The organism is Chitinophaga filiformis (assembly GCF_900102545.1).
Classification (GTDB): Bacteria; Bacteroidota; Bacteroidia; order Chitinophagales; family Chitinophagaceae; genus Chitinophaga; species Chitinophaga filiformis.
The window spans coordinates 346584-371788 of record NZ_FNBN01000008.1 but is presented as its reverse complement, the minus strand read 5'-3'; the positions used below and the strand labels follow the sequence as shown (position 1 = coordinate 371788).

Annotated in this window: 16 protein-coding genes; 7 read left to right on the top strand and 9 right to left on the bottom strand. The window is 46.8% G+C overall.

The window, feature by feature from the left end:
* The first annotated feature begins 54 nt into the window (after positions 1-54).
* Positions 55-2130: a BamA/TamA family outer membrane protein gene (locus BLR32_RS27180; protein WP_143011609.1), complete on the top strand. Its 2076-nt coding sequence runs from the start codon at positions 55-57 to the stop codon at positions 2128-2130.
* On the opposite strand, the gene BLR32_RS27175 is transcribed toward BLR32_RS27180, so the two are convergent.
* From BLR32_RS27175 to BLR32_RS27165, 3 genes are all read right to left on the bottom strand, one after another.
* A complete protein-coding gene (locus BLR32_RS27175; RefSeq protein ID WP_089836576.1) occupies positions 2116-4428 on the bottom strand; it encodes an FdhF/YdeP family oxidoreductase in 2313 nt (770 codons plus the stop codon). The genes BLR32_RS27180 and BLR32_RS27175 overlap by 15 nt on opposite strands.
* 10 nt (positions 4429-4438) lie before the next feature.
* On the bottom strand, positions 4439-5293 hold the full coding sequence (fdhD, locus tag BLR32_RS27170) for a formate dehydrogenase accessory sulfurtransferase FdhD (protein ID WP_089836574.1): 855 nt from the start codon (positions 5291-5293) through the stop codon (positions 4439-4441).
* Positions 5294-5464: 171 nt separating this feature from the next.
* The gene (locus BLR32_RS27165; protein ID WP_089836572.1) at positions 5465-7321 is read right to left on the bottom strand and encodes a DUF4132 domain-containing protein; all 1857 of its coding nucleotides are present in this window, start codon (positions 7319-7321) and stop codon (positions 5465-5467) included.
* A gap of 170 nt (positions 7322-7491) precedes the next feature.
* On the opposite strand from BLR32_RS27165, the gene ypfJ reads away from it, so the two are divergent.
* On the top strand, positions 7492-8352 hold the full coding sequence (gene ypfJ, locus BLR32_RS27160) for a KPN_02809 family neutral zinc metallopeptidase (protein WP_089836570.1): 861 nt from the start codon (positions 7492-7494) through the stop codon (positions 8350-8352).
* A 223-nt stretch (positions 8353-8575) separates the two neighbouring features.
* Here the strand turns inward: ypfJ and BLR32_RS27155 are convergent, their stop codons facing one another.
* Positions 8576-10522, bottom strand: a complete 1947-nt coding sequence (locus tag BLR32_RS27155) for an ATP-binding protein (protein WP_176842450.1) — start codon at positions 10520-10522, stop codon at positions 8576-8578.
* Positions 10523-10805: 283 nt separating this feature from the next.
* On the opposite strand from BLR32_RS27155, the gene BLR32_RS27150 reads away from it, so the two are divergent.
* The 3 genes from BLR32_RS27150 to BLR32_RS27140 all read left to right on the top strand — a co-directional run bounded on the left by BLR32_RS27150 (position 10806) and on the right by BLR32_RS27140 (position 13372).
* Positions 10806-11084, top strand: coding sequence for an Rdx family protein (locus BLR32_RS27150; RefSeq protein ID WP_089836566.1), 279 nt, complete (start codon positions 10806-10808; stop codon positions 11082-11084).
* A gap of 33 nt (positions 11085-11117) precedes the next feature.
* Positions 11118-12278, top strand: a complete 1161-nt coding sequence (locus BLR32_RS27145; RefSeq protein ID WP_143011608.1) for a BamA/TamA family outer membrane protein — start codon at positions 11118-11120, stop codon at positions 12276-12278.
* 92 nt (positions 12279-12370) lie between these two features.
* The gene (locus tag BLR32_RS27140) at positions 12371-13372 is read left to right on the top strand and encodes an outer membrane beta-barrel protein (protein ID WP_089836562.1); all 1002 of its coding nucleotides are present in this window, start codon (positions 12371-12373) and stop codon (positions 13370-13372) included.
* Here BLR32_RS27140 and BLR32_RS27135 read toward each other — a convergent pair.
* The gene (locus BLR32_RS27135) at positions 13344-13901 is read right to left on the bottom strand and encodes an NADPH-dependent FMN reductase (RefSeq protein ID WP_089836560.1); all 558 of its coding nucleotides are present in this window, start codon (positions 13899-13901) and stop codon (positions 13344-13346) included. The genes BLR32_RS27140 and BLR32_RS27135 overlap by 29 nt on opposite strands.
* 727 nt (positions 13902-14628) lie before the next feature.
* Between BLR32_RS27135 and BLR32_RS27125 the strand changes: the two genes are divergently transcribed.
* Positions 14629-16851, top strand: coding sequence for a xanthine dehydrogenase family protein molybdopterin-binding subunit (locus BLR32_RS27125; protein ID WP_089836556.1), 2223 nt, complete (start codon positions 14629-14631; stop codon positions 16849-16851).
* A 318-nt stretch (positions 16852-17169) separates the two neighbouring features.
* Here the strand turns inward: BLR32_RS27125 and BLR32_RS27120 are convergent, their stop codons facing one another.
* Both BLR32_RS27120 and BLR32_RS27115 read right to left on the bottom strand, forming a co-directional pair.
* Positions 17170-17913 carry a LytR/AlgR family response regulator transcription factor gene (locus BLR32_RS27120; RefSeq protein WP_245705531.1) on the bottom strand — a complete coding sequence of 248 codons (744 nt, stop codon included), beginning with the start codon at positions 17911-17913 and terminating at the stop codon, positions 17170-17172.
* A gap of 29 nt (positions 17914-17942) precedes the next feature.
* Complete coding sequence (locus BLR32_RS27115) at positions 17943-19070, bottom strand: sensor histidine kinase (RefSeq protein WP_089836667.1); 1128 nt, start codon at positions 19068-19070, stop codon at positions 17943-17945.
* 315 nt (positions 19071-19385) lie between these two features.
* Here BLR32_RS27115 and BLR32_RS27110 point away from each other — a divergent pair, with 315 nt between their 5' ends.
* Entirely contained in the window at positions 19386-21848 is a 2463-nt protein-coding gene (locus BLR32_RS27110) for a TonB-dependent receptor (RefSeq protein ID WP_089836554.1), read from the top strand.
* A 28-nt stretch (positions 21849-21876) separates the two neighbouring features.
* Here BLR32_RS27110 and BLR32_RS27105 read toward each other — a convergent pair whose 3' ends face one another.
* A complete protein-coding gene (locus BLR32_RS27105; protein ID WP_143011607.1) occupies positions 21877-22566 on the bottom strand; it encodes a hypothetical protein in 690 nt (229 codons plus the stop codon).
* Positions 22567-22585: 19 nt separating this feature from the next.
* Positions 22586-25141 (bottom strand): outer membrane beta-barrel protein, encoded by a 2556-nt coding sequence (locus BLR32_RS27100; protein ID WP_089836550.1) that lies wholly within the window; start codon positions 25139-25141, stop codon positions 22586-22588.
* Positions 25142-25205 lie beyond the last annotated feature (64 nt).

Here is a 25205-nt window from a genome sequence, read left to right as displayed (position 1 = left end):
TACATAATCTTTACGTTAAGTAAGGAAGATGCTTGCTTATACTGCTAAGACCGAGTGAGAAAATCGCTGAAAATATCAATTTATGTCCTGATCAGCTGTTGCCTGGCCTTCGGAATGCTGGAGGCGTACGGCAATTCATTCCCGAAGGAACGAGCCCGCTTTCCCTTTAGCCGTGACACGGTGGTACCGGTGAGGCCTTCCATTCCCGTAATGCCCGTTCCGGAGGATACCATCTTCCCGCTCATTCCCAGGGCCCCCAGCGTACCGATCGTACCGACTATCCCCGGAGACACTGTCGTACCTGGAGATGTGATCCTGCATGGAGATACCATTCCTGTATCAAAGAAGTATTCCAACTCCTGGCTGGGCCGCGTACGTGCTTACAGGGATTCCCTGCGGAGTAAACAGTACCGCGACTCTCTCATCAGGAAAGTAACCCGGCAGAATGTACCTGAGCCATCGGGAACAGACAGCAGCATTATCAAAAGCGAACAGTATTTCAAACCTTTCGCCGGGAAAGTGATCCGGGATATCTACTACCGCCGCGTGAACGTGTTTGGTCCCAGCAATATCAAGGATACCACCTTCTCCACCTCTATGAAGCTGGTGCATCTTGCCAACCGGATGCATTTCAACTCGGAGGAATGGGTGATACGGCAATTGCTCTTTTTCAGGCAGAACGATACGATCAATCCTTATGAAATGTCTGACAACGAGCGTTACATCCGTAACCGGCCCTTCATACAGGATGCCCGTTTGTATATCATTAACACCGGCCCTTCCGAGGATTCCGTCGATCTCCTGGTGGTGACCAAAGACGTATTCGAATACGGCTTTGACCTTTCCCGTTTAAGTACCTCAGGTATAAGAGCCAGCGTTTCCAATGACAACCTGTTCGGCGCCGGTCAGGGTATCCGGATAGGGGGCTCGTGGAGCGGTAACGACAATCCTCCTTTCGGATCGCAGGTCAGGTACACCAAAACGAACCTCCTGGGCACATTTATAGATTTCTCCGGAGGATATACCACCCTGAACAATATTAACACACTGGATTCGGGTACTTATGAAGGGACTTACTACTTTGCTGTTGACAGACCGTTGTACAAGAGCGAGGCTAAATGGGTAGGAGGTTTCAACTTCAGTACCAATTATTCCATCAATATGTTCAAGCGGCCCGATTCCCTGTATCGGGATTACCGGTATAACATCCTGGACGTATGGGGCGGTTTCAACTTCCTGAAACAGGATAACCGTAATCCGGATAGCCGTAAACCGAACCTGGCATTCCTGGTGCGCCATTTTAATCTCGCATTTACGCAAAAGCCCTCCCAGGAGGCCTATAAATGGGATCCCGTCTATAACAATCACCGCTTCTACCTCGGGCAGGTCGTCACCTTTCGGCAGGAGTTCTTTAAAACAAGCCATTTCTTCGGGTTTGGACGAACGGAGGATATTCCCCTGGGATATACTGCTTCCGTAACGGGCGGCTGGGAGACCTGGCTGGGACGCACCAGGGGGTATATAGGCGCCGAGGCGGAGAAGTTCTGGGTAACTTCGGGTAAAGGGATACTTTCCGGGCTGGTAGGACTCAGCACCTTCTTTCAGAATGGGATGTCGGAAGATGCGGTCCTTCACGCCAAAGTGGAATATTATAGCCGGGCGTTCAGGTTTGCAGGAGGAAAACTCCGTCAGTTCCTTTATGCAGACTACATCTGCAATCCGAACAACTATTTCTATCGCCCGCTCAATATTAACAGGGACCTGGGTGTATGGGGCTATAAGGACGTACCGCTGAGTGGTTATCAGCGCTTAAATGTCAGGTCAGAAACTATCTATTACAGTCCTTTGAAAATATTCGGTTTTAAGTTCAATTTCTTCTCTTCCATCCAGGCCTCTCAACTGTCCTATAAGAGTAATAATATCTTTAAGAATCCGATTTATACCGGGCTCGGACTAGGCTTCAGGATACGCAATGAAAACCTGTCACTCAATACCCTCAGGCTGTCGGCCAACTACTACCCGAATGCACCGGAACCAATGAAATCAGTATTCTGGGAAGCTACCACCACTGTGGACTTCCGCTTCAACATCTTCGCATTGAGAACGCCGGCTTTCTTACAGTTCAGATGATTTCCTGATCTTAATAATAACCATTTTGGATGTAGGCGTATTGCTCTTGTCGGCTACACTATTGAGTGGCACCAGGGCATTGGCCTCAGGGAAATAAGTAGCAGTGCACTTCTCCGGGATACTGTATTCCACTACCAGGAATTTATGGACGATCCTTTCCACACCCTCGAAGTTATTGATCAGGTCAACCACATCATTTGCTTTGAGTCCGGTGGATTGCATATCCCTGCCATTCATCAGTATCACTCTTCTTTCCTGGTAAACACCACGATAGCGGTCATCCAATCCGTAGATAGTTGTATTGAACTGGTCATGGCTGCGGATGGTCATCATCATGTATTCATCTGCTGCCAGTTGCTGGACAGTTACATGAGCGACGTTAAAATTCGCTTTGCCTGTAGTAGTATTGAAACGTCCTTCCCGTGCATTGTTAGGTAGATAGAAACCACCGGGATGTCTTACGCGGGTGTTATAGTTGTTGAACCCGGGGATTACCTTTTCGATATCCTCACGGATGTAATCGTAGTGCTGCATGTAGTGATGCCAGTTTACTTTTGAACGCTCTCCCAGGGTCGCGATTGCCAGTCTGCAGACAATGACAGGTTCACTTAACAGGTGCTGCGAAACAGGCGGCAGGTTACCCTTGGACATCTGTATCACGCCCATAGAGTTTTCACAGGTGACGAACTGTTTCTGCCCCTGTTGAATATCCATATCGCTGCGACCAAGGGTAGGCAGGATGATGGCTTCACGACCATGTATCAGGTGACTGCGGTTCAATTTGGTAGAGACCTGTACGGTTAGAGCACAATTACGCAGCGCCTGGGCAGTGACAGGAGTATCAGGTGTGGCCGAGAGGAAATTGCCTCCCATGGCAAAGAAAACACCCGCCCTGCCATCACGCATAGCGCGGATAGCGTCCACAGTATCATAGCCATGTTCCCGGGGAGGGTTGAATCCATATACCGTCTGGATCTTATTGAGCAATGCCTCCGAAGGCTTTTCATAGATCCCCATGGTGCGGTCGCCCTGCACATTACTATGACCGCGTACCGGACAGGTGCCGGCGCCTTCCTTTCCTATACTGCCTTTCAGGAGCAACAGGTTGACCACCTCCTTGATAGTATCCACGGCATTTTTATGCTGCGTAAGTCCCATGGCCCAGCAGGCAACGATCTTCTTTTTATGCATCAGCATGGACGCTGCCTGACGGATCTGTTCCAGCGAAATACCACAGGCATCTGCCAGCGTTTCCAATTGCAGCAGCCGGATATGATTAATATATTCCGTATATCCGCTGGTATTACTGTTAATGAACCCATGGTCAAAGACAGTTCCCGGATGGCGATCTTCTTCTTCCAGCAACAGAAGGGCGATAGCCTGCAACAAGGCCATATCTCCATTGATCTTTACCTGCAGGAACAGGTCTGTAAGATGTGCCTTGATATTGAATATGCCCTTGACAGTCTGCGGATTAAGGAAGTTCATCAGCCCTGTTTCCGGCAGGGGATTCACAGAAATGATGGTAGCCCCGTTTGCCTTCGCCTTTTGCAGGGCAGTGAGCATGCGGGGATGGTTGGTACCAGGATTCTGTCCGAGAATGATAATAACCTCCGCTTTATGCAGATCATCCAGTGTTACCGAACCTTTCCCGATACCCAGGGCATCAGAAAGGGCCACACCACTGGATTCGTGGCACATATTGGAGCAGTCGGGCAGGTTGTTGGTACCATATTCCCTGACGAATAACTGGTAAAGGAAAGCCGCTTCATTACTGGTACGGCCGGAAGTATAAAAGATGGCTTCATCGGGCGAAGCCAGTGCATTCAGATGTTGTGCTATCTTCTGAAAAGCATCGTCCCAGGAGATAGGCTGGTAATGGGTAGCGCCGGGAGCAAGGTATACCGGTTGTGCTACACGCCCTTTCTTGCCTATTTCATAGTCGGTCAGGGCCGCCAGTTCAGCTACACTGTTCTTTGCAAAGAAGCTGGCGTCCAGCTTTTTACTGGTGGCCTCTTCAGCAATTGCTTTTACGCCATTCTCACAGTATTCGGCAATGGCCGAGCGGTCATCGTCAGGGTCGGGCCAGGCACAACCCGGACAGTCGAAGCCATGCTTCTGGTTCAACTGCAGTAAGGCTTTCATCCCGCGGATCACATCCATTTCCTGGAGGAGATGTTTCGCGCTGGACAGCACAGCAGGGATACCGGCGGCCACTGTTTTAGGTTTACTCAGCCGGACATGTCCGGTAAAGTGTTCAGGGTTCTGGGATGGGTCTGTTGTATTATGCTGATTCATTAGTAGATTTTCATTGCTGAAGGGTGGACGATCCGATTGCTATTCTATGTTCACCCGAGTAAATATTAAACCTTTGCTGACGGAGAAACCCGATCAGCGTAATATCCCATTCATTCGCCATTTTTACGGCCATTCCGGAAGGAGCACCCACAGCTGCAATTACCTTAATACCAGCCATAGCGGCTTTCTGGATCAGCTCAAATCCGGCCCTGCCACTAAGCAAAAGGAGATATGGATCCATCGGGAAGAGCTGCTGCAGCAGCGCAGCGCCTATCAGCTTGTCCACTGCATTATGACGCCCGATGTCTTCCCGCATGAGTAATAACGTTGAAGACTGATCGAATAGAGCTGCAGCATGTATGCCACCCGTATCATCAAACAGCTGCTGCCTGTCCCGAAGCAGATCAGGCAGACGATGGATCAGTTCTGCAGGCCATGCAGGAACAGATCGGGCGCCTCCAGATGCTGCAACTGGCGTATAGATAGCAGAAAGATCTGTTTTACCACACATACCGCATCCCGAATTGGAGACAAAATTCCGCTGTGCCGTTTTCAGCACAGGGGTCACATGTTCGTGCAGGCTTACCTGTATCGTGTTGGTGATGTCGCTATCAGAGCAGATAGCTTTGATATCCTTTTCCGAGCGGATGATCCCTTCGGTATAGAGAAAACCTGTAGCCAGTTCAGGGTCCTGGCCGGGAGTACGCATGGTAACTGAGATGCTCTGTTGCTGTCTGTCGGCCATTGGGCCGTAGATCAGCTGAATCTCGAGCGGTTCCTCAGCAGCCAGTGCATCTTCCGTTGCAGTAACAATTGTATCCTGTACTCTTGTTATGCGCGTGTAAGAAATGGCAGGGTTCAGCATGGGGTAAAGTTACGTAAAATAAGACGCTTGCGGGAGTCGAGCTGACGACTGCTTGCATGCCATGCAAGCGCTCTGGCCAACTGAGCTGATTCCCCGCATATTTTGTAGGTACAGGGTAAATACGGCAGATAGGAGCCATCAAATTTTCATCATAATTGCACCCTCCTGTATTCAGGAACGATTGTGCAGTTCCGTACTGCCGGCTGTTGCAACAAAGTAACTGATATCCCTGATGGTTTCGGAGAAAATAACAGCAGGAACATCCCGTAGTGCGAGTGGCTCACCCTCCCTGTAAAAATTGATCATATCCGTGAGTACCGTCTCTTCCTGCTTCCTGTCTGCAAAGAAGTTAACCCTGATATCCCAGTCGGTCAGTATCATATAGGGAATATACGCCCAGTTATGCGCCGCTTTTTGTCGCAATATCCAGCCCCGCTGTGTGATAACATTCTTAAACTTCTGTTTATCGAGCACCTGGGAGGCGAAGCGGGAAGAGTAAAAGCCATCGGCCAGTTCCTCATTATTGGGAGTATAAATTTCACGGTTCACCTGTTTGAAAGGCTGATCTATCTGGCGCTGCGACAGGAAATCGCGCCAGGCCTTCACTGTTTTGGCAGCTTCATTCATCGGATGCCACAGGCTCACGGCGGTATCTCCGGTGATAGTTATCGGTCTGCCCTTATAATCGATAATATGACCATCAAGGCAGTAACCGGTGGTCTGTACGCCGTTAGTATTAAAGGTCCAGATCAGCCGTGTGGTGAGGGTCTTTACAAGCGGATGATCCAGGTAATATGTTCTCCAGTGACTGTACGGCCATGGCGTCATACGCATAAAGGCCCGTTCTATCCTTGCGCTGTTATCCACCAGCGCCTGATCGATATCTTTGGCCAGCCGTCTGAACTCCTGTCCGGCAGCAAAGGAGGACTGTGGCCCTTTCACCGGTTTACCATCCTTTTCCCAGGAGATACTCGACTTACCGGTATTGTTGATGGTGTAAACACCTATGAAATTCGATCCTAGCGACACACGAACAGTCCCTTTCTTATCCAGACCGAAATCGGGCACGATATACTCTTCCAGTTCATACGGCGGAATACTATGCTGCTCTGCCAGATCGTGTAAGATCTTATCGATGCTTTTCACAATACCCGAATGCCTGATCAGTGAGCGGAACCGGCTGATCCTGGCCAGGGCATCCCGGAAGGGAAGAAAAGTAAGTGCATAGATACAGGCTGTACCGGTTTTAACCGACAAAGGGCCTCCGGTACCTTTTTTCTTATAAGCCCATATGGCATATGGCTCCAGCATGTCCAGCAATTCTTTATTATCTGGAATTGCGCTGCACCATATGATGGCTTTCAGCAGATTATGATTAATAGTACTCAGAAAATCGACGTGATAATCAATGAAACTATATGCGCGCCCTGCATGTTGTTTCATCAGAAGTCCCTGGCAGAAAGATATCCAGTCCTTCAGTTTCATGACGAAATGCTCGGTATTGATACGGCTTACCAGCTCTTTTGCGCGCTTCCACCATTTACGATTGGGTGCACTGCTTTCACCGGCGTTCAGGCAGTGATCAATGAAGGCCGTCCAGCATTCCTTTTGCCGGGCACTTCTGATATTCGACAGGAATTCCACGACGAGGATGCCTAAAGAGTCCCGGCGACTGATAATCAGTTCCGGTCCTCCGTGCAGAATGATATCTATCTGGATATTAACCCTGTCGGCAGCTACGGTGACAGTTTTTTTCTCTGAGGTATCCAGGAGTTCCAGGCAGAGATGCAAGGTACTGGTCAGGCCTTTTCTACCGATCTTTTCCTGAACAACGTTTAAGAGCTCCTGTCTGGGGAACCACCACTCACTACTACGTCTTAAGGTTGTTTCGTGCCATTGGAAGAGGATCTGGAAGCATTGCTCATCGGAGGTATATATAGACAGGTATTTGATCAGCCCTGCGGTATCCAACGCTTCGGGCAATTTATCCGCCTGTATTTTCCCGATCCAGAAGTCTGTAAATTGCATAGCTTCATCAATGTAGAGGTGTAATAATGAGGGTATCGCACCACCCAATGTATGTAAAAAACAGGTATTAAAAAAATGGAGTCGGGCTACAGCTGAATCGGGCAGGGAAATTGTTGTAAGTAAAAGGGTATCAAAATTTCTGTACTTTCGACATATAAAAAAATCTAAATATGCGCTGGCAAAACAGAAGATTAAGCGACAATGTAGAGGATCGCCGCGGTGGCGGTGGTGGTATGCGAACAATCGGTATTGGTGGAGGTATTGGTGGTATTATTATCGTGGTGCTGGCCCTGTTGTTCAACCAGGACCCGCAGCAGGCATTACAATCCGTACAACAGGGCAATGGTGGGGCACAACAATCTGAATCCCGCACCGTCACCAGTAGCAGTGATGAAATCTCCCGGTTTGCATCCACCGTTCTTGCAGATACTGAAGATGTATGGTCGGAGCTGTTTTCTCAGATGAACAAGAATTATAAAGATCCGGGTATGGTGTTATACACAGACTACGACCAATCTGGTTGCGGTGCTGCACAATCTGCTATGGGCCCATTTTACTGTCCTGCGGATGAGAAGGTTTATCTTGACCTGAACTTCTTCAATGAAATGGAACAACGGTTTAAAGTAGCGGGTGACTTCGCCATGGCTTATGTTATTGCGCATGAAGTTGGACACCATGTACAAAACCTGCTCGGTACCAGCCGTAAAGTGCAGGCAATGCGCTCTCAGCTCAGCGAGCGGGAATACAACAAATTGTCTGTGATGCTTGAACTGCAGGCAGATTTCCTGGCGGGCGTATGGGCGCATCATGCACAGAAGAAACACAACATACTGGAACCAGGCGATATAGAAGAAGCGCTCAATGCGGCAAGCGCCGTAGGCGATGATGCATTGCAGAAAGCTGCACAAGGTCATGTGGTACCGGATGCATTTACACATGGTACCTCTGAACAGCGGGTACGCTGGTTTAAGAAAGGTTTCGAGACAGGAGATATTAAGCAGGGAGATACGTTCAACGCTGCGAACCTGTAAGGCTTTTATTCAAAGCCATTTCACATATAACACATTCAGCCCGCTGTAAGCGGGCTGCTTTATTTAACCACGAATTGCAACCAGGGATGAGGTGCAAACCCAAAGAGCAATGCGTATCAACAAAACATGATAGGGCTCCGGCAGGAGTCCTGTTGCCTGTAGCACAGGGTGATAACCACGGCGGGGCGGTGTGTCTATAACCCCAGATATCCCCATGGATAATCTAATCGTTCAGCACGCGCTCATGATTATCCTTCACAATAATAGTATACCCCCTGTTTGAATTCTCTTCTTCTGCAGACAACGGCAATGTAAAATGGAAGCTCGTACCCTTTCCGGAAGCACTGTGAAACCATATGCTGCCATTATTCCGTTCAACGAAATCCTTCGACAGCGGCAATCCCAATCCACAGCCTTTTTCATTACGGGTACCGCTGGTAGAGTAGTAAATGTTGGAGAATACCTTCACCTGATCTGCTGCCGCTATTCCCAGGCCATTATCCTGCACGATCAGTTCTATTCTGTCAGGCAGCAGCAGATAGTTAATGTTAACACTCCCATTTGCAGGTGTAAACTTAATAGCGTTACTGATCAGGTTCCTGAGTACGAGTCTGATCATATCAGGATCTGCAAATACCATTATCGGGCGCTGCAGTTCATGTGTCAGTGTTATTTCTTTTTGTCTGGCGAGAGATTGCAGGAGTTCAAATTCACTTTTCAGGACTGCACTGATATCAAAATCATCTGGCGTAACATGAATGCCTTTCATCTGGCTGCTGGCCCATTGCAGGAGGTTGTCCATCATGTAGGCTGTATTTTTCATGTCCCGCCAGAGTTCATGGGAAAAGAGTCTGAACTGTTCTTCAGACATTTTATTATCTCTTAACAGGAAGAGCAATCCTTCGAGGATCGCCAGTGGCGAACGCAGGTCGTGGGAGATAACGGAGAATATTTTATCCTTTATCTGGCTGCCATTTTCCAGTGCAGCATTCTGTTCCATGATGATCTCATTCTGTTGCTGTACCTGTAAATTACGATGTGTCAACTGGCTATAGAGCTCCTGCTGACGTCTGTACATCAGGTATAGTACTGCGGTGATCACAAAAAGCCCCAATAGCAACATAGTACAGAATATCACGAAGATGCGCTGCTGTTTGATGGTGGCTAGATGTAACTGCTGTTCTTTTCGCAGCAGTTTGTTTTCATGTTGTTTCTTCTCCGACTCGTATTTCTCTTTTGTATTGGCGATAAACTTTGTCTTTTCAACGCTGAACAACTCTTCATTCAGCCTGCTGAATTCCTTATAATTCGTCAGCGCTCCCGCATAATCACCACGTGCCGAATCCAGCGTAGCCATATTCTTATGATAGACCAGCGTATTCTTCATATTCCTGATATTGCTGTTCAGCCGGGCTGCTTCGGTAAGGTGCTGCTCCGCTTCATCATACCGGTGCAACATCGTCTTGGCAAAGCCTATATTGAGGTGGGCTTTTACCAGGCCATTGAGATTATCCGTCTCCTGGTAATATTGCTCAGAGATCTCAAAATAGGGCAGCGCCATCCCATATTGCCGTTTCTCCGCATAAACCAGTCCTATATTCTCATAAGTGACTGCCAATCCGGGATGATCATTCAGGGATAATTTAATCCGCTCGGATTCCAGCAGAAAGTGCAGCGCAGAATCAAGTTTATTCAGGCGAATGTAACTGGAGCCAATGCTGTTTAACGTACGGGCAATCTCTGCGGGTTGTCCCAGGGACTGTTTAATACGCAATGCCTTTTTCTGATAGCGCAGGGCCTGTCTGGGCTGGTTCTGCTCTACGAGAATATTACCCATATCCGTATTCAGCACGCCCTGGGCATAAGCATCGTTTATTTCATCTGCCAGCTTAAGCGCATTGATAGTCAGGTCCGTCTGCTTCTCAAGGTTCCCTTTGATATTCTCAGCGAGAGCAAGGTTGCGGATAGCCCACATGGTTCCGGCCTTAAAACGGAGACTATCGCTCAACTTTAAGGCTTCACTGGCATACTGTGCTGTTTTAGCAGCGTCTTTCGGAAAGAAACTACGGCTTAACTGGTTTAATAAACGAACGCGCGCTGTATCCTTTTGGGGATGTTTTTCCAGTTCACTTACCTGCGCGGAAACGTTGGTAACCAATGTACATAGCAAGACCAGATATATAAAAGTATATAAGTTAGTTCGGACAATCCACATTGATGGTCTAGTTGTCGGCACAAACGATCTTTAAGGGTTACCTGAATGCTGTGCTAAAATTATAGAAAAAACGGATGCAAATTTTCGAAATCTAAAATATTGTGATTCGTTGTAACTTCCGGGCACATAAACAGTACTGATGTAAGGAGCATTTATTTAAAATTTCCCAGGTATTCACAAACTTTGGGCCGGATAATCTTACATTAGTCGTATATCATAAATTACTAATCAGATACAGATGAAACCGACAGTAACAATAGAATATTGCCCTAAATGCGGATGGTTAATGCGCGCTGCATGGATGGCCCAGGAACTGCTGACCACCTTTGCTGACGATATCTACAGTGTTACATTACAGCCCAGTGAAGTAAATGGCAGTTATATCATTTATGTAGATGGCATAGCCCTGATCAACCGGAAAGAGCTTGGGCATTTCCCTGAGATAAAAGAAGTTAAGCAGATGATCAGGGACAAAGTAGCTCCTGAAAAGAGCCTGGGCCACAGTGACAGAAAGTAGTATAAAAGTTGTTTCTTTGCAACCCGGATGAGTATGCAAAGGATCATATATTTCACAGCAACACTACTGGCATTGAGCCAGGGACTGACAGCGCAGCAAAAAGATACAGTACAAGGCGTAACCGTAGACACACTGTTACCGCATAAACGCAGCTTTTTCCCACTCCCTGTATTGGGTTACTCACCTGAGAAAGGACTGGAAATAGGAGCCGCGATGTTGTATTCTTTCTACACTTCTAAGGATCCTGTCCTACGCAATTCTACAATCAATCTCATTCCTTCCGTTACAACGGAGAGCCAGCTGAAAATAGATCTGAAGACGGATATATGGACGGATGCCAATAACTGGCATTTTAAAAGTAATCTCCGTTACCATGACTTCCCTATCAATTTCTACGGATTGGGAGACACTACACGTAAGGCCGGCGCTACACTGCTTGACAATAAGCGCTACAAAGTGCAGCTGGAGGCTGAACGTCGTATAACCGGTCACTTCTACGCAGGACTTTCCTTATTATACCAGAAGGATACCTATAAAGCACGTGAAGATAAAGGTGTATATCCTGATATGTCGCTGGTTGACAAGGAAGGCGGCCATGTTACCTTCATTGGCGCCACAGGTATATTCGACAACAGGGATAACCAGAACTATACACGCAGAGGCACCTGGGTACGCTTAAATATCTCCTATGCGCCGGGCTTTATCAGCAAACATGAATTGTGGAAGATTGACGGGCAACTACGCCATTTTGTTTCTATCTCCCCCAAAAGCACTGTTGGTTTCAACGGGTTATTCAACTCATTGCAGGGCAGCAGATTACCTTTTTACCTTCTACCGGAAATGGGCAACGATCTCATGATGCGTGGATACTATGCAGGCAGGTACAGAGATCAGAATTACCTGGCCGGACAGGTGGAATACCGTTATTTCCTGGACCCAAAGATCCCTATCAATATCTGGTTTGTACATATGCAACCTAAATTCGCGCTGGCTGCGTTTGGCGCTTCCGGTGCGGTATTCAACAACCACGATATCGCGATGTCTCACTTTAAACCCAGCTATGGCCTGGGCGTACGCTGGTTCTACGATGAAGGCGCCAGGCTGACTGTCCGCATCGACTACGCCTGGGGTGAAAAACGCTCCGGCGAGCAGCGCCAATCAGGATTATACCTTTCTCTCGCAGAAGCATTTTAATACTTCCATTGCCGTTATCGGGCATACAAATTGTGTACCTTTACCCATATCGATCATTGATCGATCGTAGTTTTTTATCCAAAAATTCCGTTATGAAAACAAAAGCAGCCCTAATGGCGGCGTTATGCGCTGTCCTTTCTGTGTCCACAACCCAGGCACAGAACATTAAACCCACGTCCAAGTTTTATGTAAAGATCGCCGGAGGCTACTATTTCAGTGTATTTCCCGGGCAATTCCCTAAAGTCGGCAGTTACCAGCCGCATGACCAACACCTGGAGTATAATCCCACAACTGAAACATCTACATCTGTCTCAGAGAAGGTATTAACAGGATCGTATGGCGCCGGTGGGAGGGGAGGACTCTCCTTCGGCTGGAACATCAACCGTTACATTGCTGTTGAAGGAACGTTTAACTACTACCGCAGCAAGAAAAACCTGATGACCCGTGAAGTCACAACAATGGCTGGCAGCAATCAGACGCTCGGCAAAATTGAGTCGCACGGATTTGTAGACGCCATTGATTTTGCGCCTGGTGTCGTGATCAGTCCGGGATTTGCGAAAGTTAATCCGTATGTCCGTGTCGGTATGGTGATACCATTATGGGGCAATCTGAAGATCGAAACAGACGCCAGCCGTAGCGGTACTGCGAGCGTTGGTGGACAGACTGTGCTAACGCAGACAAGTATTCACCGGAAAGAAACCGTCAAACCAAATGTTACGATTGGTTTCCAGGGCGCAATGGGTGTTGTTTTTCCCGTGGCCAAAAAGCTTGACATTTTTGTTGAAGCGGAATACAGGAATATTCCTGTAAGAAGTAAAAAGAAAGAAGTCACCGCTTATGATGAAACGATCTCATTGCTGAATCCAGCCAACGGTTCAGTGATCTCTCAACAGCGCCGTGCCCTGAATGACCTGTCGACTGCCGAGCGGCACACCGAGTATGTAACAACGCTGGATCAGACTTCAAACACACCGGTAAGTCAGCAAGGCGCAACAGTAACCTACAAGCACAATGATCAGCCTGCGAATGACCTGAAATCGTACATCAATATCGGCGGCTTAGGCGCTAATGTTGGTTTACGGTGGAGATTTTAGTCGCCAGGTGATTGATCAGCGTCAGCAATGATCTTTCCAGCTCCGGATCGGTAACATTTCCGTTTTGATCCATTTTGGTGCGCACTACAGGAATAATGAGTTTATATTCTTCCTGGATATCGGCGGTCATCACTTTCAGCGTTTGGGTCAGTGATGCATGCGCTTTATCGCCGCCGGTAGCAAGTGGTGAAGCACTGATCACACCCGTGGGTTTATGGGTAAATTCCCCGGAGGAAACAAGCCAGTCCAGGGCATTTTTCAGCACGCCCGGTATGCCGAAAGCGTATTCGGGTGTGCTGAATAAAACAGCATCTGCAGCGCGGATCTGGTTTCTCAGGGAGAGCACCGTATCGACAGGCCAGGAGCCTTCCGTATCCAGTTCGGGACTGAAGTATGGCAGCTTATCCAGACCTTCATAAATCGTAATTTTAATCCCTGCAGGCGCCATTGCAGCACAGGCTCTGAGTAATGCCGTATTTGAGGAAGAACTTCTTAAACTGCCGGATATGCCAAGTATACTGATCGCCATTGTTTAAATTTCTTTAATATGTAGGAGAGGACTCCTTCCTGAAAAACCCGGGAATTCTTCTTCTCCGGGAAGGCACAAATCTAGCCGTTATATTCAGATAAACATAATGTTTTAGCCGGGGACTTGCTTAATGGAAGACTATCCTAAGGGTATGTATTCGGTACGAGTATAGTGGGACTATAGTCGCCCCATAAAACCGGCCATAAAATGAACAAAATGGCTGAAAGCCGTTCCAAAATTAAAGCCTATTATTGCTGTTTAAATCTCCCGTAAACCCCAATCCCTGGCTTATTTATACGACTCTCTGGCTAGTTAACTTATTTCTATATAATACGTATAATTTATATTATGTTAAATAGATAGTTATTCAAAATAACGCTGTACCACTCTATTATTTGCTTAGCATTATATTCCTCTAAAGTATCCCTTTTACTCTCCTGTTTGCGTTCACTCCTGATCTTTCTTTTACGTTTGATCCAGTGCAAAAAAACATTCAGGCGCTTCCAGAAAAATCCGGATGCAATACTCCTGATTCGCACCGAACTTTCTTCAAACAATTGCCGATATCCGGCTGAAAGATGCATAATTCAAAGACAACACATTTCCCCCGAACATTTGCAATTCCCTGGCCGTTATATTTGTCGTAAATCCAGCGTTCAGGCTTTTTACAACTGCCTGCTTTATATGTGAACAATTCCTACCCTGACCCATTTAAAAAGAAAACACCATGACGACATCCCATATGTTCAACCGGAGACAATTCATTAAAGACACTGCCCTTGCAACAAGCGGCCTTATAATTGCTTTTACAGTGCCCGCGCTGGCAGGAAAAAGGCGGCTGCTTGACCAGGCCCCTATCGCTGCCCCGGGAAAAATACTGGCCCCTAATACGTTTTTGCGGATCGGCCCAGATGGCACTGTAACAATCACGCTTTCCCACTGTGAAATGGGACAAGGCATTTCCACCTCCCTTGCCATGCTGATTGCAGAAGAACTGGATGCCGACTGGCAAAAAATAAAAGTCGAAGACGCACCTGCTGCACTGGCGTATTATCACACCATGTACGGGACACAACGTACCGGTGGTTCTTCCAGCCTCCTGTCTGAATTCGACCGCTACCGCAATGCCGGAGCCACCGCACGTGCTATGCTGGTGCAAGCCGCCGCCAAACGCTTACAGGCTGATGTCAAAGACTGTAAGACGGAAAACGGATACGTCATCGCAGGCGACAAGAAACTCAGCTATGGCGAGCTGGCCGAAGAAGCCGCTGCACTGCCTGTGCCCAGGGAAGTCACCCTGAAAGAGCGTACTGACTGGAAGTTTATCGGGAAGCCAATCAAACGCCTCGACACGCCAGTTAAAGTAAATGGTGAAGCCATCTTTGGAATGGACATCCATTTCCCCGGTATGCTGACGGCGCTCGTTGCCCGGGGACCAGTTCCCGGTGCAAAAGTGAAAACATACAATGCCAAAGCCACTTTGGCCATCCCCGGTGTTCGCCAGGTTGTGGTTGTTCCCACTGGCGTAGCCGTACTGGCAGATAATTTCTGGGCCGCTAAAAAGGGGCGTGAGGCACTGAAAATTGACTGGGAACTGGGACAGGCTGTCCGTATCAACAGCGCCACTCTCCTGTCCGAATTCAGGCAACGCGCCGATGAAGGCGGTCTCGTAGCCACCAACACCGGCAATCCTGAAAACGTATTCCCGAAAGCAGCCCATGTCGTGGAGGCTGAATACTTCCAGCCCTTCCTCGCACACGCGCCCATGGAGCCGCTGAATTGTACCGTACAACTAACTGCCGACAAATGTGAGATCTGGACTGGTACTCAGACCGTAACAGACGATCAGAAAGCAGCATCAGATATCACAGGCCTGCCCATTGACAACGTATTTATCCATAATCAATTCCTGGGCGGCTCTTTTGGAAGAAGAAATATCACACGCTCAGACTTTGTACGTGAAGCCGTTGAAGTAGCCAAAGCTTCCGGCAAGCTCGTAAAGACCGTCTGGACACGCGAAGACGATATACAGGGTGGCATGTACCGCCCCGCATTCCTGCACCGTTTCAAAATAGGATTGGACAGCGCCGGAGCCCCTATCGCCTGGAAACAGATCAGCGTCGGACAATCAGTTATGACTGGCGGACCATTCGAAAAAGTAGCTGTGATCAATGGCGTGGACCAGTTTTCCATCGAAGGCATGCACACCGTGGAATACGTCAAAAGTATCCCCGACCAGCGGATAGAACTGAATACTCCCGTATGGCCCATTTCGGTGGATAACTGGAGAGCTGTAGGATTGAGCCACACCATCTTCGCTATGGAAAGCCTGATAGATGAACTGGCCTATGCTGTTAAAAAAGACCCGGTGGAATACCGCCGGATGTTGTACAGAGATGCTCCCCGACACCTGAAAGTATTGGAAATGCTTGCAGAAAAAAGTAATTGGGGACAACCATTGCCCGCTGGTCATGGACGGGGTATCGCCGTATTTGAAGCGGTAGGCAGCTACGCTGGCGTGGTGGCGGAAGTTGCTGTTATGAAAGACATGCCTCTCAAGGTGCATAAAGTAACCTGTGTGATTGACTGCGGCACTGTTGTAAATCCTGATGGCGTCATCGCACAGATGGACAGCAATATTCTTTACGGTCTTTCTACTACTATGTATAGCGAGATCACATTTAAAGCAGGTCGGGTTCAGCAAAGTGGTTTCCTGGATTATAAAGTACTGCGCATGAATGAAACGCCGGGGATTGAAACATTTATTATGCCCAGCAATGAAAAGCCTGGTGGTATAGGTGAGGCAGCTGTCGGGCAGATAATGCCAGCTATCACAAATGCAATATTTGCAGCTACCGGTAAACGGATTAGGTCTTTGCCTTTGGCTAAACATGACCTGCATGCTGAGCAACATGCACCGGAAGTCAGGTTGGAAAAGACAGGCGTCTAAAGATAACGAACGTTTGCTATTACGCGATTCTGGACTAACAGTGGTTATGCGCCGACCTTCTGGCGTTGGTTTTCAGATAGGATCGCGGGCTGTACCCCTCTCGAGTCCTTACTATGAGGCTTTATCAAACGTGTTTGGCAATAGAATATTTATTAACCTCCCATCAAGCGTATGGACGCTCTCAAGGGCTATGGCCCGCAATCTCTATCTGAACCAACGCTGCGGCGGTCTCTTAATAAATAGCAGCGCGGTGAAATTTTAGGCGCCGACCGACATTCCATTATGTTGAGACCAAAGCTACTTTGGGTAACAAGAATATCAGGAGAATTTAATCTTATCCCACAGCTTATTCTTTACCACCTGCTCAATAACAATATCATGATAGTTCCTGCTGATGGGTATCTTGTTTGATTGAATGAAGATCTCATTCCCCTCAATGCCTTCTATTTTATCAATAGAAACGATATAGGATTTATGTACCCGTATGAACGCCTTTTTATCCAGGTTCTCTTCCAGGTTCTTCAGATACAGTAATGTCATGTATTTCCCCTTACGTGTATAGATCGTCACATAATTCTGCATTCCCTGCACATAGAGGATATCATTGAAATAGATCTTCTCATATTTACTGCCGCACTTGATGAAAAAATAGTCTTCTTCCTTCTCTATTTTATGCGTGTCGGATGAGGCAGTTTTATGCAACAGCTGATAGTATTCTTTTGCCTTGTTGGCCGCTTTGAAGAAACGATCAAAAGTGATCGGTTTTAATAAATAATCCATCACATTCAATTGAAATCCCTCCAGTGCATAACTGGGAAATGCCGTTGTAATGATCACCATAGGTGGTTTCTGGACGATCTTCAGAAAATCCAGTCCGTTCATTTTCGGCATCTGTATATCCAGGAAGATTAGGTCAACCGGATGCTGGTCCAATAATTTGATCAACTCAACCGGGTTGGTACAGGTGTCGACAAGATGAAGGAAATCAACCTCTCTGACATAGTTAGAAAGACCTTCCCTGGCTAGCGGCTCATCATCAATAATTACACAATTCATCTTCATACGAGGTGTTGTTATATTCAGGATTATTTTCAGGCTATTTTTTGCAAGGGTTGCGACAGTTCCAATGCGGTCAGATGCAGCTGCAGGCTGACGTCAAATCTGTCGTTGTGATGCTGTATGTCGAGGCTGTACTGACCGGGATAGATCAGGTCCAGCCTGCGTTGCACATTCTTCAGACCAATACCACCATAATGCACAATATCATTGCTGGCCATATCTGATGTGCTGTTTGACACAGTAAAGTACAGCCGCTCTCCTTCCTGTTCCAGGTGCATCCTGATCCAGTTGGGTTTATCCGCATGCTTTGAAACATGCTTAAATGCATTCTCCACGAATGTCATCAGGATGAATGGCGCTATTCCCCATTGGCTGCTGTTTTCCTGGTCGATGTCCAGCGTCACTTCCACATTGTCATTCTGTCTTAGTCTTTCCAGTTCTATGGAGTTTTCCATGTATGAGATCTCCCTGGACAAAAGGATCTGCTTGTCATTGCATTCATACAACTGGTATCTTAACAGCTCTGAGAATTTCGCCAGCGAAGCAGAGGCCATATCAGGATTCTTGTGGATCAGGAAGAAAATGGAATTGATCGTATTAAAGAGGAAATGCGGATTAAACTGATGCTTCAGGAAGTTCAATTCCGTTTCCAGTTTTTCCTTCTCCAGCAACTGTTGCTTCCGTTGTGTTTGTAACCAGTTCTTTCCCAACTTAATGCTCATCGCCAGTGTCATGGCCGCCAGTGTGGAGGGTAACGATGTTCCCAGATATCCATAGAAACAATCGCCATTCGGACCATAAGCTTCCTGCATGGTTTGCCCTGCAAGATAAGCGCTCAGGTAATATCCGGGAATGATGAGCACAGACACACCAATAGTCGTCAGTAACAAGAAGACCATGTATTGTGTAAACCTGCCTTTTTCAAGGTACTTCGGGATAAGGTAATAAAGGTTAAAATAAACTGCCAGCGCCTGAAATATCACATAGAATAAGAACTTCAAAATAGACGCGGTGAAGAATATTGCTGCAAAAGCTTTCATCGGATTACCCAGGGCAACCGTCCACCAGGTAAAGTGATACAGGGCCCAGAAAGGAATATGGTGAAGTTTGTACCTCAACAACCAGTTCTGCTTTGAAGAAGTGTATAGTAAAGCGTTCATCTCACCCGGATTTAACAGCGCTGAATAAAAAAGGCCTTTTTGAAAGTTACACCAGTTTTCGCCCATTTTAATGCAATACTATTTGAACTGCAGGAAATAATTGACCAAATGCATCTCAGGCTACAGGAGAGGGGCTCCCCTCCCATTTTTTGCGGTTTCCTGGTCATTAACCCCGATTTAATGCGTTTGATCAATCCAGTCCTGCTGCTGGTCATTTGCGTTTTTTAAACCTCTCTACCGCTGTTTTCTTTGCACTGGTGTGTCAGTCATAACAGTGGCTATTAGGTTAACAGGTTCCCTTTAAATCAATGAAATATGAAAAAATTATCTTTCCTCCTATGCTGCATTCTACTACTCAAAACTGCCTCCGGACAAATCTCCGGTAGGTTTGCCACTGCTGCCGGTCAACCGGTTCCTTTTGCGAATGTAATACTGTTGAACGGAACGGATACCACGCTAATAAAAGCAGTACTGACTGATGAAAAGGGCGTTTATTCAATAGAAAATACGCCTTCCGGAAAGTACATCCTGCGCTTCAGCAGTATGGGATTTCAGACCTGGAACTCTCCCCTGTTTGAACTGACTGCACAACAGAAAAAACAGGACTTCGGCCTGCAGGTCGTCCATGAAGGGGCACAGCAGCTGGGCGAAGTGGTTGTACAGGCGGAAAAGCCACTATTGCAGCAGCAGCCGGAAGGCATGGTAGTCAATGTGCAGAGCAGCCTCCTTACTAAAGGTAGCACGGCGCTGGCCGTACTGGAGCGATCGCCCGGAGTTGTAATAGACTACAGAAATAATAGCATCGCACTGAATGGCAAAAGCGGCGTAACCCTTATGCTGAATGGTAAATTAATGCGTGTGCCGCTTGAACAACTGGTCAACCTGCTAAATGGCATGAGTGCAGATGATATCGAGAAGATAGAATTGCTGAGCACTCCTTCCTCCAAATACGATGCAGATGGCAGTGCAGGTATGATCAATATTGTGCTGAAAAAAAATAAACAGCAGGGAACTAACGGAACGCTGTCAGTAACAGGAGGTTATGGCTACAGGGAAAAGGCAGCAGCGAGTATCAGTCTCTCTCACAATACTGCGAAAATCAACAGCTACGGCTCCTACAGTTACAATCTTAACCGAAGTTACAGCTACATGGATATCCTCAGTTACCAGGATATGCCTGTCTTCGGCGGACGGATGGAAGTACGGGGAGCTGACATTACCAGATTGCGGCAAAATAACCATGATATCACGTTAGGACTGGATATGAAACCAAACACCAAAACCACCATTGGCGCCAATGTAACCTACAACATTAGTCGCGCAGGAACCGCCAATCATCCTACCGCCAATTATCTTTTGCTGCCTGATTCCCTGTTAACATTTGATGGACGGATAGACAGGGTGAACAGCTGGTATAACCTCGTATCATCTGTATATCTTGAAAAGGAGATCAATCCAAAATCAAAGATCAATTTTGATATGGATTACCTCTATTTTAAAAACTACAATCCGTCACAGATATACAGCTCTCTGCTCACCAGAAACGGTGAACAGGTGGACAACAACGACAGCTTGTTTTCACCTTTCCAGAGAGGCTTTGCGAATACACTGATACAGATGGGTGTAATTAAGGTTGATTACAGCAGGCAGTTAAACGATAAGATAAAACTGGAAGCAGGTATCAAAGGAACCTATACCGGTAGTAACACCTTATCCAGGATAGAGAGCCTGGTTGATGGCCACTGGGTCAGCAGAACAGAAACAATCAATGAAATGAAGATGAAGGAAGGTATTGGCGCAGCTTATGTCTCCGCCAATATAGGTATAACGTCATCTCTCAGTCTTACGGCAGGAACGAGATTTGAATATGCCCGCACCATTATGGAAGACACAAGGACGGGGAAAAATACCGTCGACAGGAAACTAGCTACTTTATTCCCCAACATCTTCCTGACTAAAAAACTGAATGAGCGCTCCAGTCTCCAGTTATCTTATACCAAAAGAATCGCCAGACCTTCTTACAATGATCTGGCCTCTTTTATGGCTTATAGTGATCCTACTGCTATCTACGCAGGAAATCCCCTGCTGAAGCCAACAATTACCAATAATATCAAGCTGGGATATAACTACGACGGGGTTAGCTTTTCATTGCTCTTCAGCAGGGATGACCATCCAATTGCCCGGTACCAGTTAAGCCAGAGCACAGCTGCCAATGTCCTGTATATTTCACCGCAGAACCTGGCGTACCAGAACAATATTACCATACAGGCCACCATCCCGTGGAAAGCTACTGACTGGTGGGATATGAGCTACAGTATCACCGGCGGATTACGGCAATTCAGGGCAGATTATACCTTACAACCTGTTACAAAAAATTATTTTGCCTATACCTTCAATTTCACTGAATCATTTAAACTGCCACATGATTTCTCAGCTGAATTGACCGGCTGGTACAACACCCGTTTTTATAACGGTACAGTGAAGGTAGGTCGCATGGGCACTGTGAGCGCTGGTATTAAGAAAGAACTGAAAAATAATGCCGGTAGTATTCAGCTGTCGGTAGCCGATGTTTTTACGACAATGAATTTCAGTGTGCACTACGGAACTATTGCAGAAGAAGCATTTCAGATTAAAAACGACATTAAGATCTACCAGGAGTCCAGTTACTCCCCTATCTTCAGGCTCTCTTACTCAAGACCCTTTGGTACAGGCACTTTGAAGGCTTCCCGCAAGGAGGGGGGAGCAAAAGATGAAAGGGACAGGATCAGAAAGGATTAACCTCTCCCCTCCTGCCCTTTTAGAACGGCTATATTCCTTTGTGGTCGCTGCTTTTCACTGTTTTTAGGTCAGCCGGGGGAGTTACCTCTTTCTCTGCCACAGGTACGAATTCAATACTGGTGGCTTTGAAGCTTATTCTTTTGCTATCTAACGCCAGTACAACGCCTTTATCGGTAAACGCGCTTGCCGGTGTACCGGCTTTCAACGGCAGTTCCGTAGTATACCAGATGGTAAGCGGACCATTCTTAGATTTAACGATTAATTTTTTGCAGTTATACCCAAGGATTTGCTGTGTTTCAGCACTTTCCGTTTCCTTGCCCTGGTCTTCATCCTTTTCAAGCAGGGATTTCTCTACTAACACAGGAGGAGTCTTTGCTTTGTCTACCCACCAGAGTGTTTTCCTGTCGATATCCGCATATTTTTCATTGCCGTCTTCTGAAGAGACCTTAATGCTGGTATTGACGCCGTCCTGTTCATTCTGTATATCGTCGTTGAAATAGGCTTTCAGTCGTTGTCCATGATACTTCAATTCAGCCTTTTCAACGACGGTTTCCGGTACGAGGTCCTTATACTGCATCTGGTCGGGCTTTAAAGAGGCATGAATGTGATAGGTAATATCATAGTGAATCACTCCCTGCGTTTTGTCCTGTGCGAAGCTGTATTGCTGAACGCAGCTGATGCCTGCTGCCAGTATAAGTGTACGGATGATGTGTTGCATGTTGTGTTTATTTAAGTGTTCATTGATTATTCTTTGCAAAATGGCGCAGCTTACAGATCAGGCTGAGCATGTAATAACGACCCAGTACGTTATTCTGTCGGTCTTCCGTATACCCGTTACGCGCCAGCCTGTTGAAACTTTTGTTCTGATTCAGCAGGTCATGACCTTCCAGGCGGAGTGAGAACTGCTTATTAATATCCCTGGAAAGACCACCACTCAACAGTGCCACAGTATTATTATATGCGCCGCTCAGACCAGTAGTTGTATAACATTCAATGGCAGCATCAGCATTCAGTTTCCATGGCAAATTGGCCATGAGGTCCAGTCCATAGTTCAGAAACCAGTATTGCTGATTGGTACCGGGATTCGCTTCACTGTGACGGTCATTCCAGCTGGCATTTCCCCTTAATGTCATACTGAGGTTAGTGATGGGATAATAATTGAAGTTAATGTCAGGCGTAATGCCCCATTGCCTGATATTATCGGCAATAGCATTGAAATAGCTGGGATATCTATTATACGCCAGCTCTGCCCCGAAAGTCAAACTGGAACCATTACCACCGAAAGGCACAGACCTTTCCGCATGCAGACTTCCGGAGAAATAACCATTCGCATTTATGGGAGAAATGATTTGTCTGCCTGCACTGTCAATTATATACTGATCCGTAAACTGGTTCCTGGTAGTTGAGATACGCAGCTGAGCGTTGGTGAAGATGTTACTGTAGATATTATTGCTGAGATACGCCAGCGTCACACTATGATTAACAGCCTGTTGCAGATCAGAATTTCCTTTCCTTATATAAAGCGGATCGCTGATATCTTCCAGGGGACGTAATTGATTGAGACCCGGTAGTACCGTATTACTGTTATAGTTGAGCGTCAGCTGTTTTGATTTCGAAAAGCGGTATCTGGCGTAGAGGTGTGGCAACAGGGTGTTATAATAACCGCTGAGGCGATAGGTTCTATAATCTGAATTGCCTTCCAGGTGACTGTTCTCTACGCTCAGACCTACTGTATAATTAAACTTTTTATAACGGCCGGCAAATGCCACATCAACTATATTCCTCATGATCGTACTGTTATAGATATCACTGTAGCGATCATCTAACTCACTGTACTGTCCATCGGCATGGTTAATATTGTGTGCCAGCTGCGTATAATTCCCATGATTGATGTTAAACTGCTCCGTGAGCCGCAACGCAGTATGCGTTGAGAGTTGTTCTGTATAGATCAGGTTATTATTGAGGGAATAATTGTCCGAATGACCTGTTGTCTGCTGGTTAATACTGTCTTTTGTGGATAGATTATAGTACTCATTTCGGGCAATATTCAATCCCGTATTCACCAGGCGCAGATATTCAGGAGTAATGGTTAACGAGATCGTACGACCAGGCTTTCCAAAACGATGACGGTACAGGATATCTGCCATCGCATTCGTGTTCGTATTATCACTGTTCAATGCCTGCTCTCCCTGGTTTAGCAGCAATGTCTTATCTGCATTATACGAACGGTATGTCCGGTTGCTTTTGAGCACCGATGTGTTGTGATTAATAGCAGGCGAGATCTTTAAAGAGTTGTATTTGTCCAGTTTAATATCAACAGCAGCATTGCCCCAGTGATTATTATTCTCCTGTAAGGAGATGCCGTTTTGAAGATAGTTATAGGCTGTATCTGCCAGCAGGTAATGGCGGTCGTAATTAAAACTATTGCGTGATGTAAAGCGATTGAAGAAATAGCTGCTGCGCAATTTAAGGGCATCACTCCAGTCGTTATTGTAATTCACACCGCCATACTGCGTATTATTGATACCTGTAGGGCGCGCCAGTTGCGCCTTTTCCGCAGGATCGTCACTGTCGATACGCACGCCCTTCATCTTACTCAGTTCCGCAATAGCAGTAGCCGGAAGATTGTTAAAGAGCTCGGGGTTGGCGCTTAACATCCTTATCAGCTCAGAGGCAGAGAAGCCGGATTTATTGACGTTATTGGCTTTGAATAAGGCGGATAACTGTTGTTCACCGGCGAAACTATTGATATTCAATCCACCGTCATACTTTCCATCCGGACCGATACCGGCAGAGATATTACCAAAGTATCCTTTCTTACTGTTCTTCTTTGTAACGATATTGATGGTCTTGACTTTATCGCCATCATCAATACCGGTGAATTCCTCCTGATCACTCATCTTATCCAGCACCTGTACCTTGGCCACCATATCCGCAGGCAGGTTCTTAGTGGCAATAGCCGGATCATTACCAAAGAATTCCTTTCCATCTACCAGCACCTTGCCGACTCTTTCCCCCTGTGCAGTGATGTTGCCGCTCTGGTCCACTTTTACACCCGGCAGCTTCTTTAGCAGGTCTTCTACCACGGCATTTTCTTTGGTTTTATACTGTGCAGCGTTATATTCTACAGTATCTCCCTTCATACGAATAGGAGGACGACTTTCCACCACCACCTCCTTCAGGTCGCGGACTTTGGTTCTGCTCGTATCCATCCGCACAGTGTCTTTTGTTTGCGCGAAGAGATGGATAACAGGCAATAAAAGAAGAGAAATAATAACGGTAAAGTTTCGCATGGTCACTATAATTTCAGACCATACAAAAGTAGCGGGAAGCCTTATGGGACTGCGTTAAAGAGTC

Coding starts and splice junctions, on each gene's coding strand:
- BLR32_RS27175 (WP_089836576.1), bottom strand. CDS start 4,428: ATGAATCAGCATAATACAACAGACCCATCCCAGAACCCTGAACACTTT.
- fdhD (WP_089836574.1), bottom strand. CDS start 5,293: ATGCTGAACCCTGCCATTTCTTACACGCGCATAACAAGAGTACAGGAT.
- BLR32_RS27165 (WP_089836572.1), bottom strand. CDS start 7,321: ATGCAATTTACAGACTTCTGGATCGGGAAAATACAGGCGGATAAATTG.
- ypfJ (WP_089836570.1), top strand. CDS start 7,492: ATGCGCTGGCAAAACAGAAGATTAAGCGACAATGTAGAGGATCGCCGC.
- BLR32_RS27150 (WP_089836566.1), top strand. CDS start 10,806: ATGAAACCGACAGTAACAATAGAATATTGCCCTAAATGCGGATGGTTA.
- BLR32_RS27145 (WP_143011608.1), top strand. CDS start 11,118: ATGCAAAGGATCATATATTTCACAGCAACACTACTGGCATTGAGCCAG.
- BLR32_RS27140 (WP_089836562.1), top strand. CDS start 12,371: ATGAAAACAAAAGCAGCCCTAATGGCGGCGTTATGCGCTGTCCTTTCT.
- BLR32_RS27135 (WP_089836560.1), bottom strand. CDS start 13,901: ATGGCGATCAGTATACTTGGCATATCCGGCAGTTTAAGAAGTTCTTCC.
- BLR32_RS27125 (WP_089836556.1), top strand. CDS start 14,629: ATGACGACATCCCATATGTTCAACCGGAGACAATTCATTAAAGACACT.
- BLR32_RS27120 (WP_245705531.1), bottom strand. CDS start 17,913: ATGAAGATGAATTGTGTAATTATTGATGATGAGCCGCTAGCCAGGGAA.
- BLR32_RS27115 (WP_089836667.1), bottom strand. CDS start 19,070: ATGAACGCTTTACTATACACTTCTTCAAAGCAGAACTGGTTGTTGAGG.
- BLR32_RS27110 (WP_089836554.1), top strand. CDS start 19,386: ATGAAAAAATTATCTTTCCTCCTATGCTGCATTCTACTACTCAAAACT.
- BLR32_RS27105 (WP_143011607.1), bottom strand. CDS start 22,566: ATGCAACACATCATCCGTACACTTATACTGGCAGCAGGCATCAGCTGC.
- BLR32_RS27100 (WP_089836550.1), bottom strand. CDS start 25,141: ATGCGAAACTTTACCGTTATTATTTCTCTTCTTTTATTGCCTGTTATC.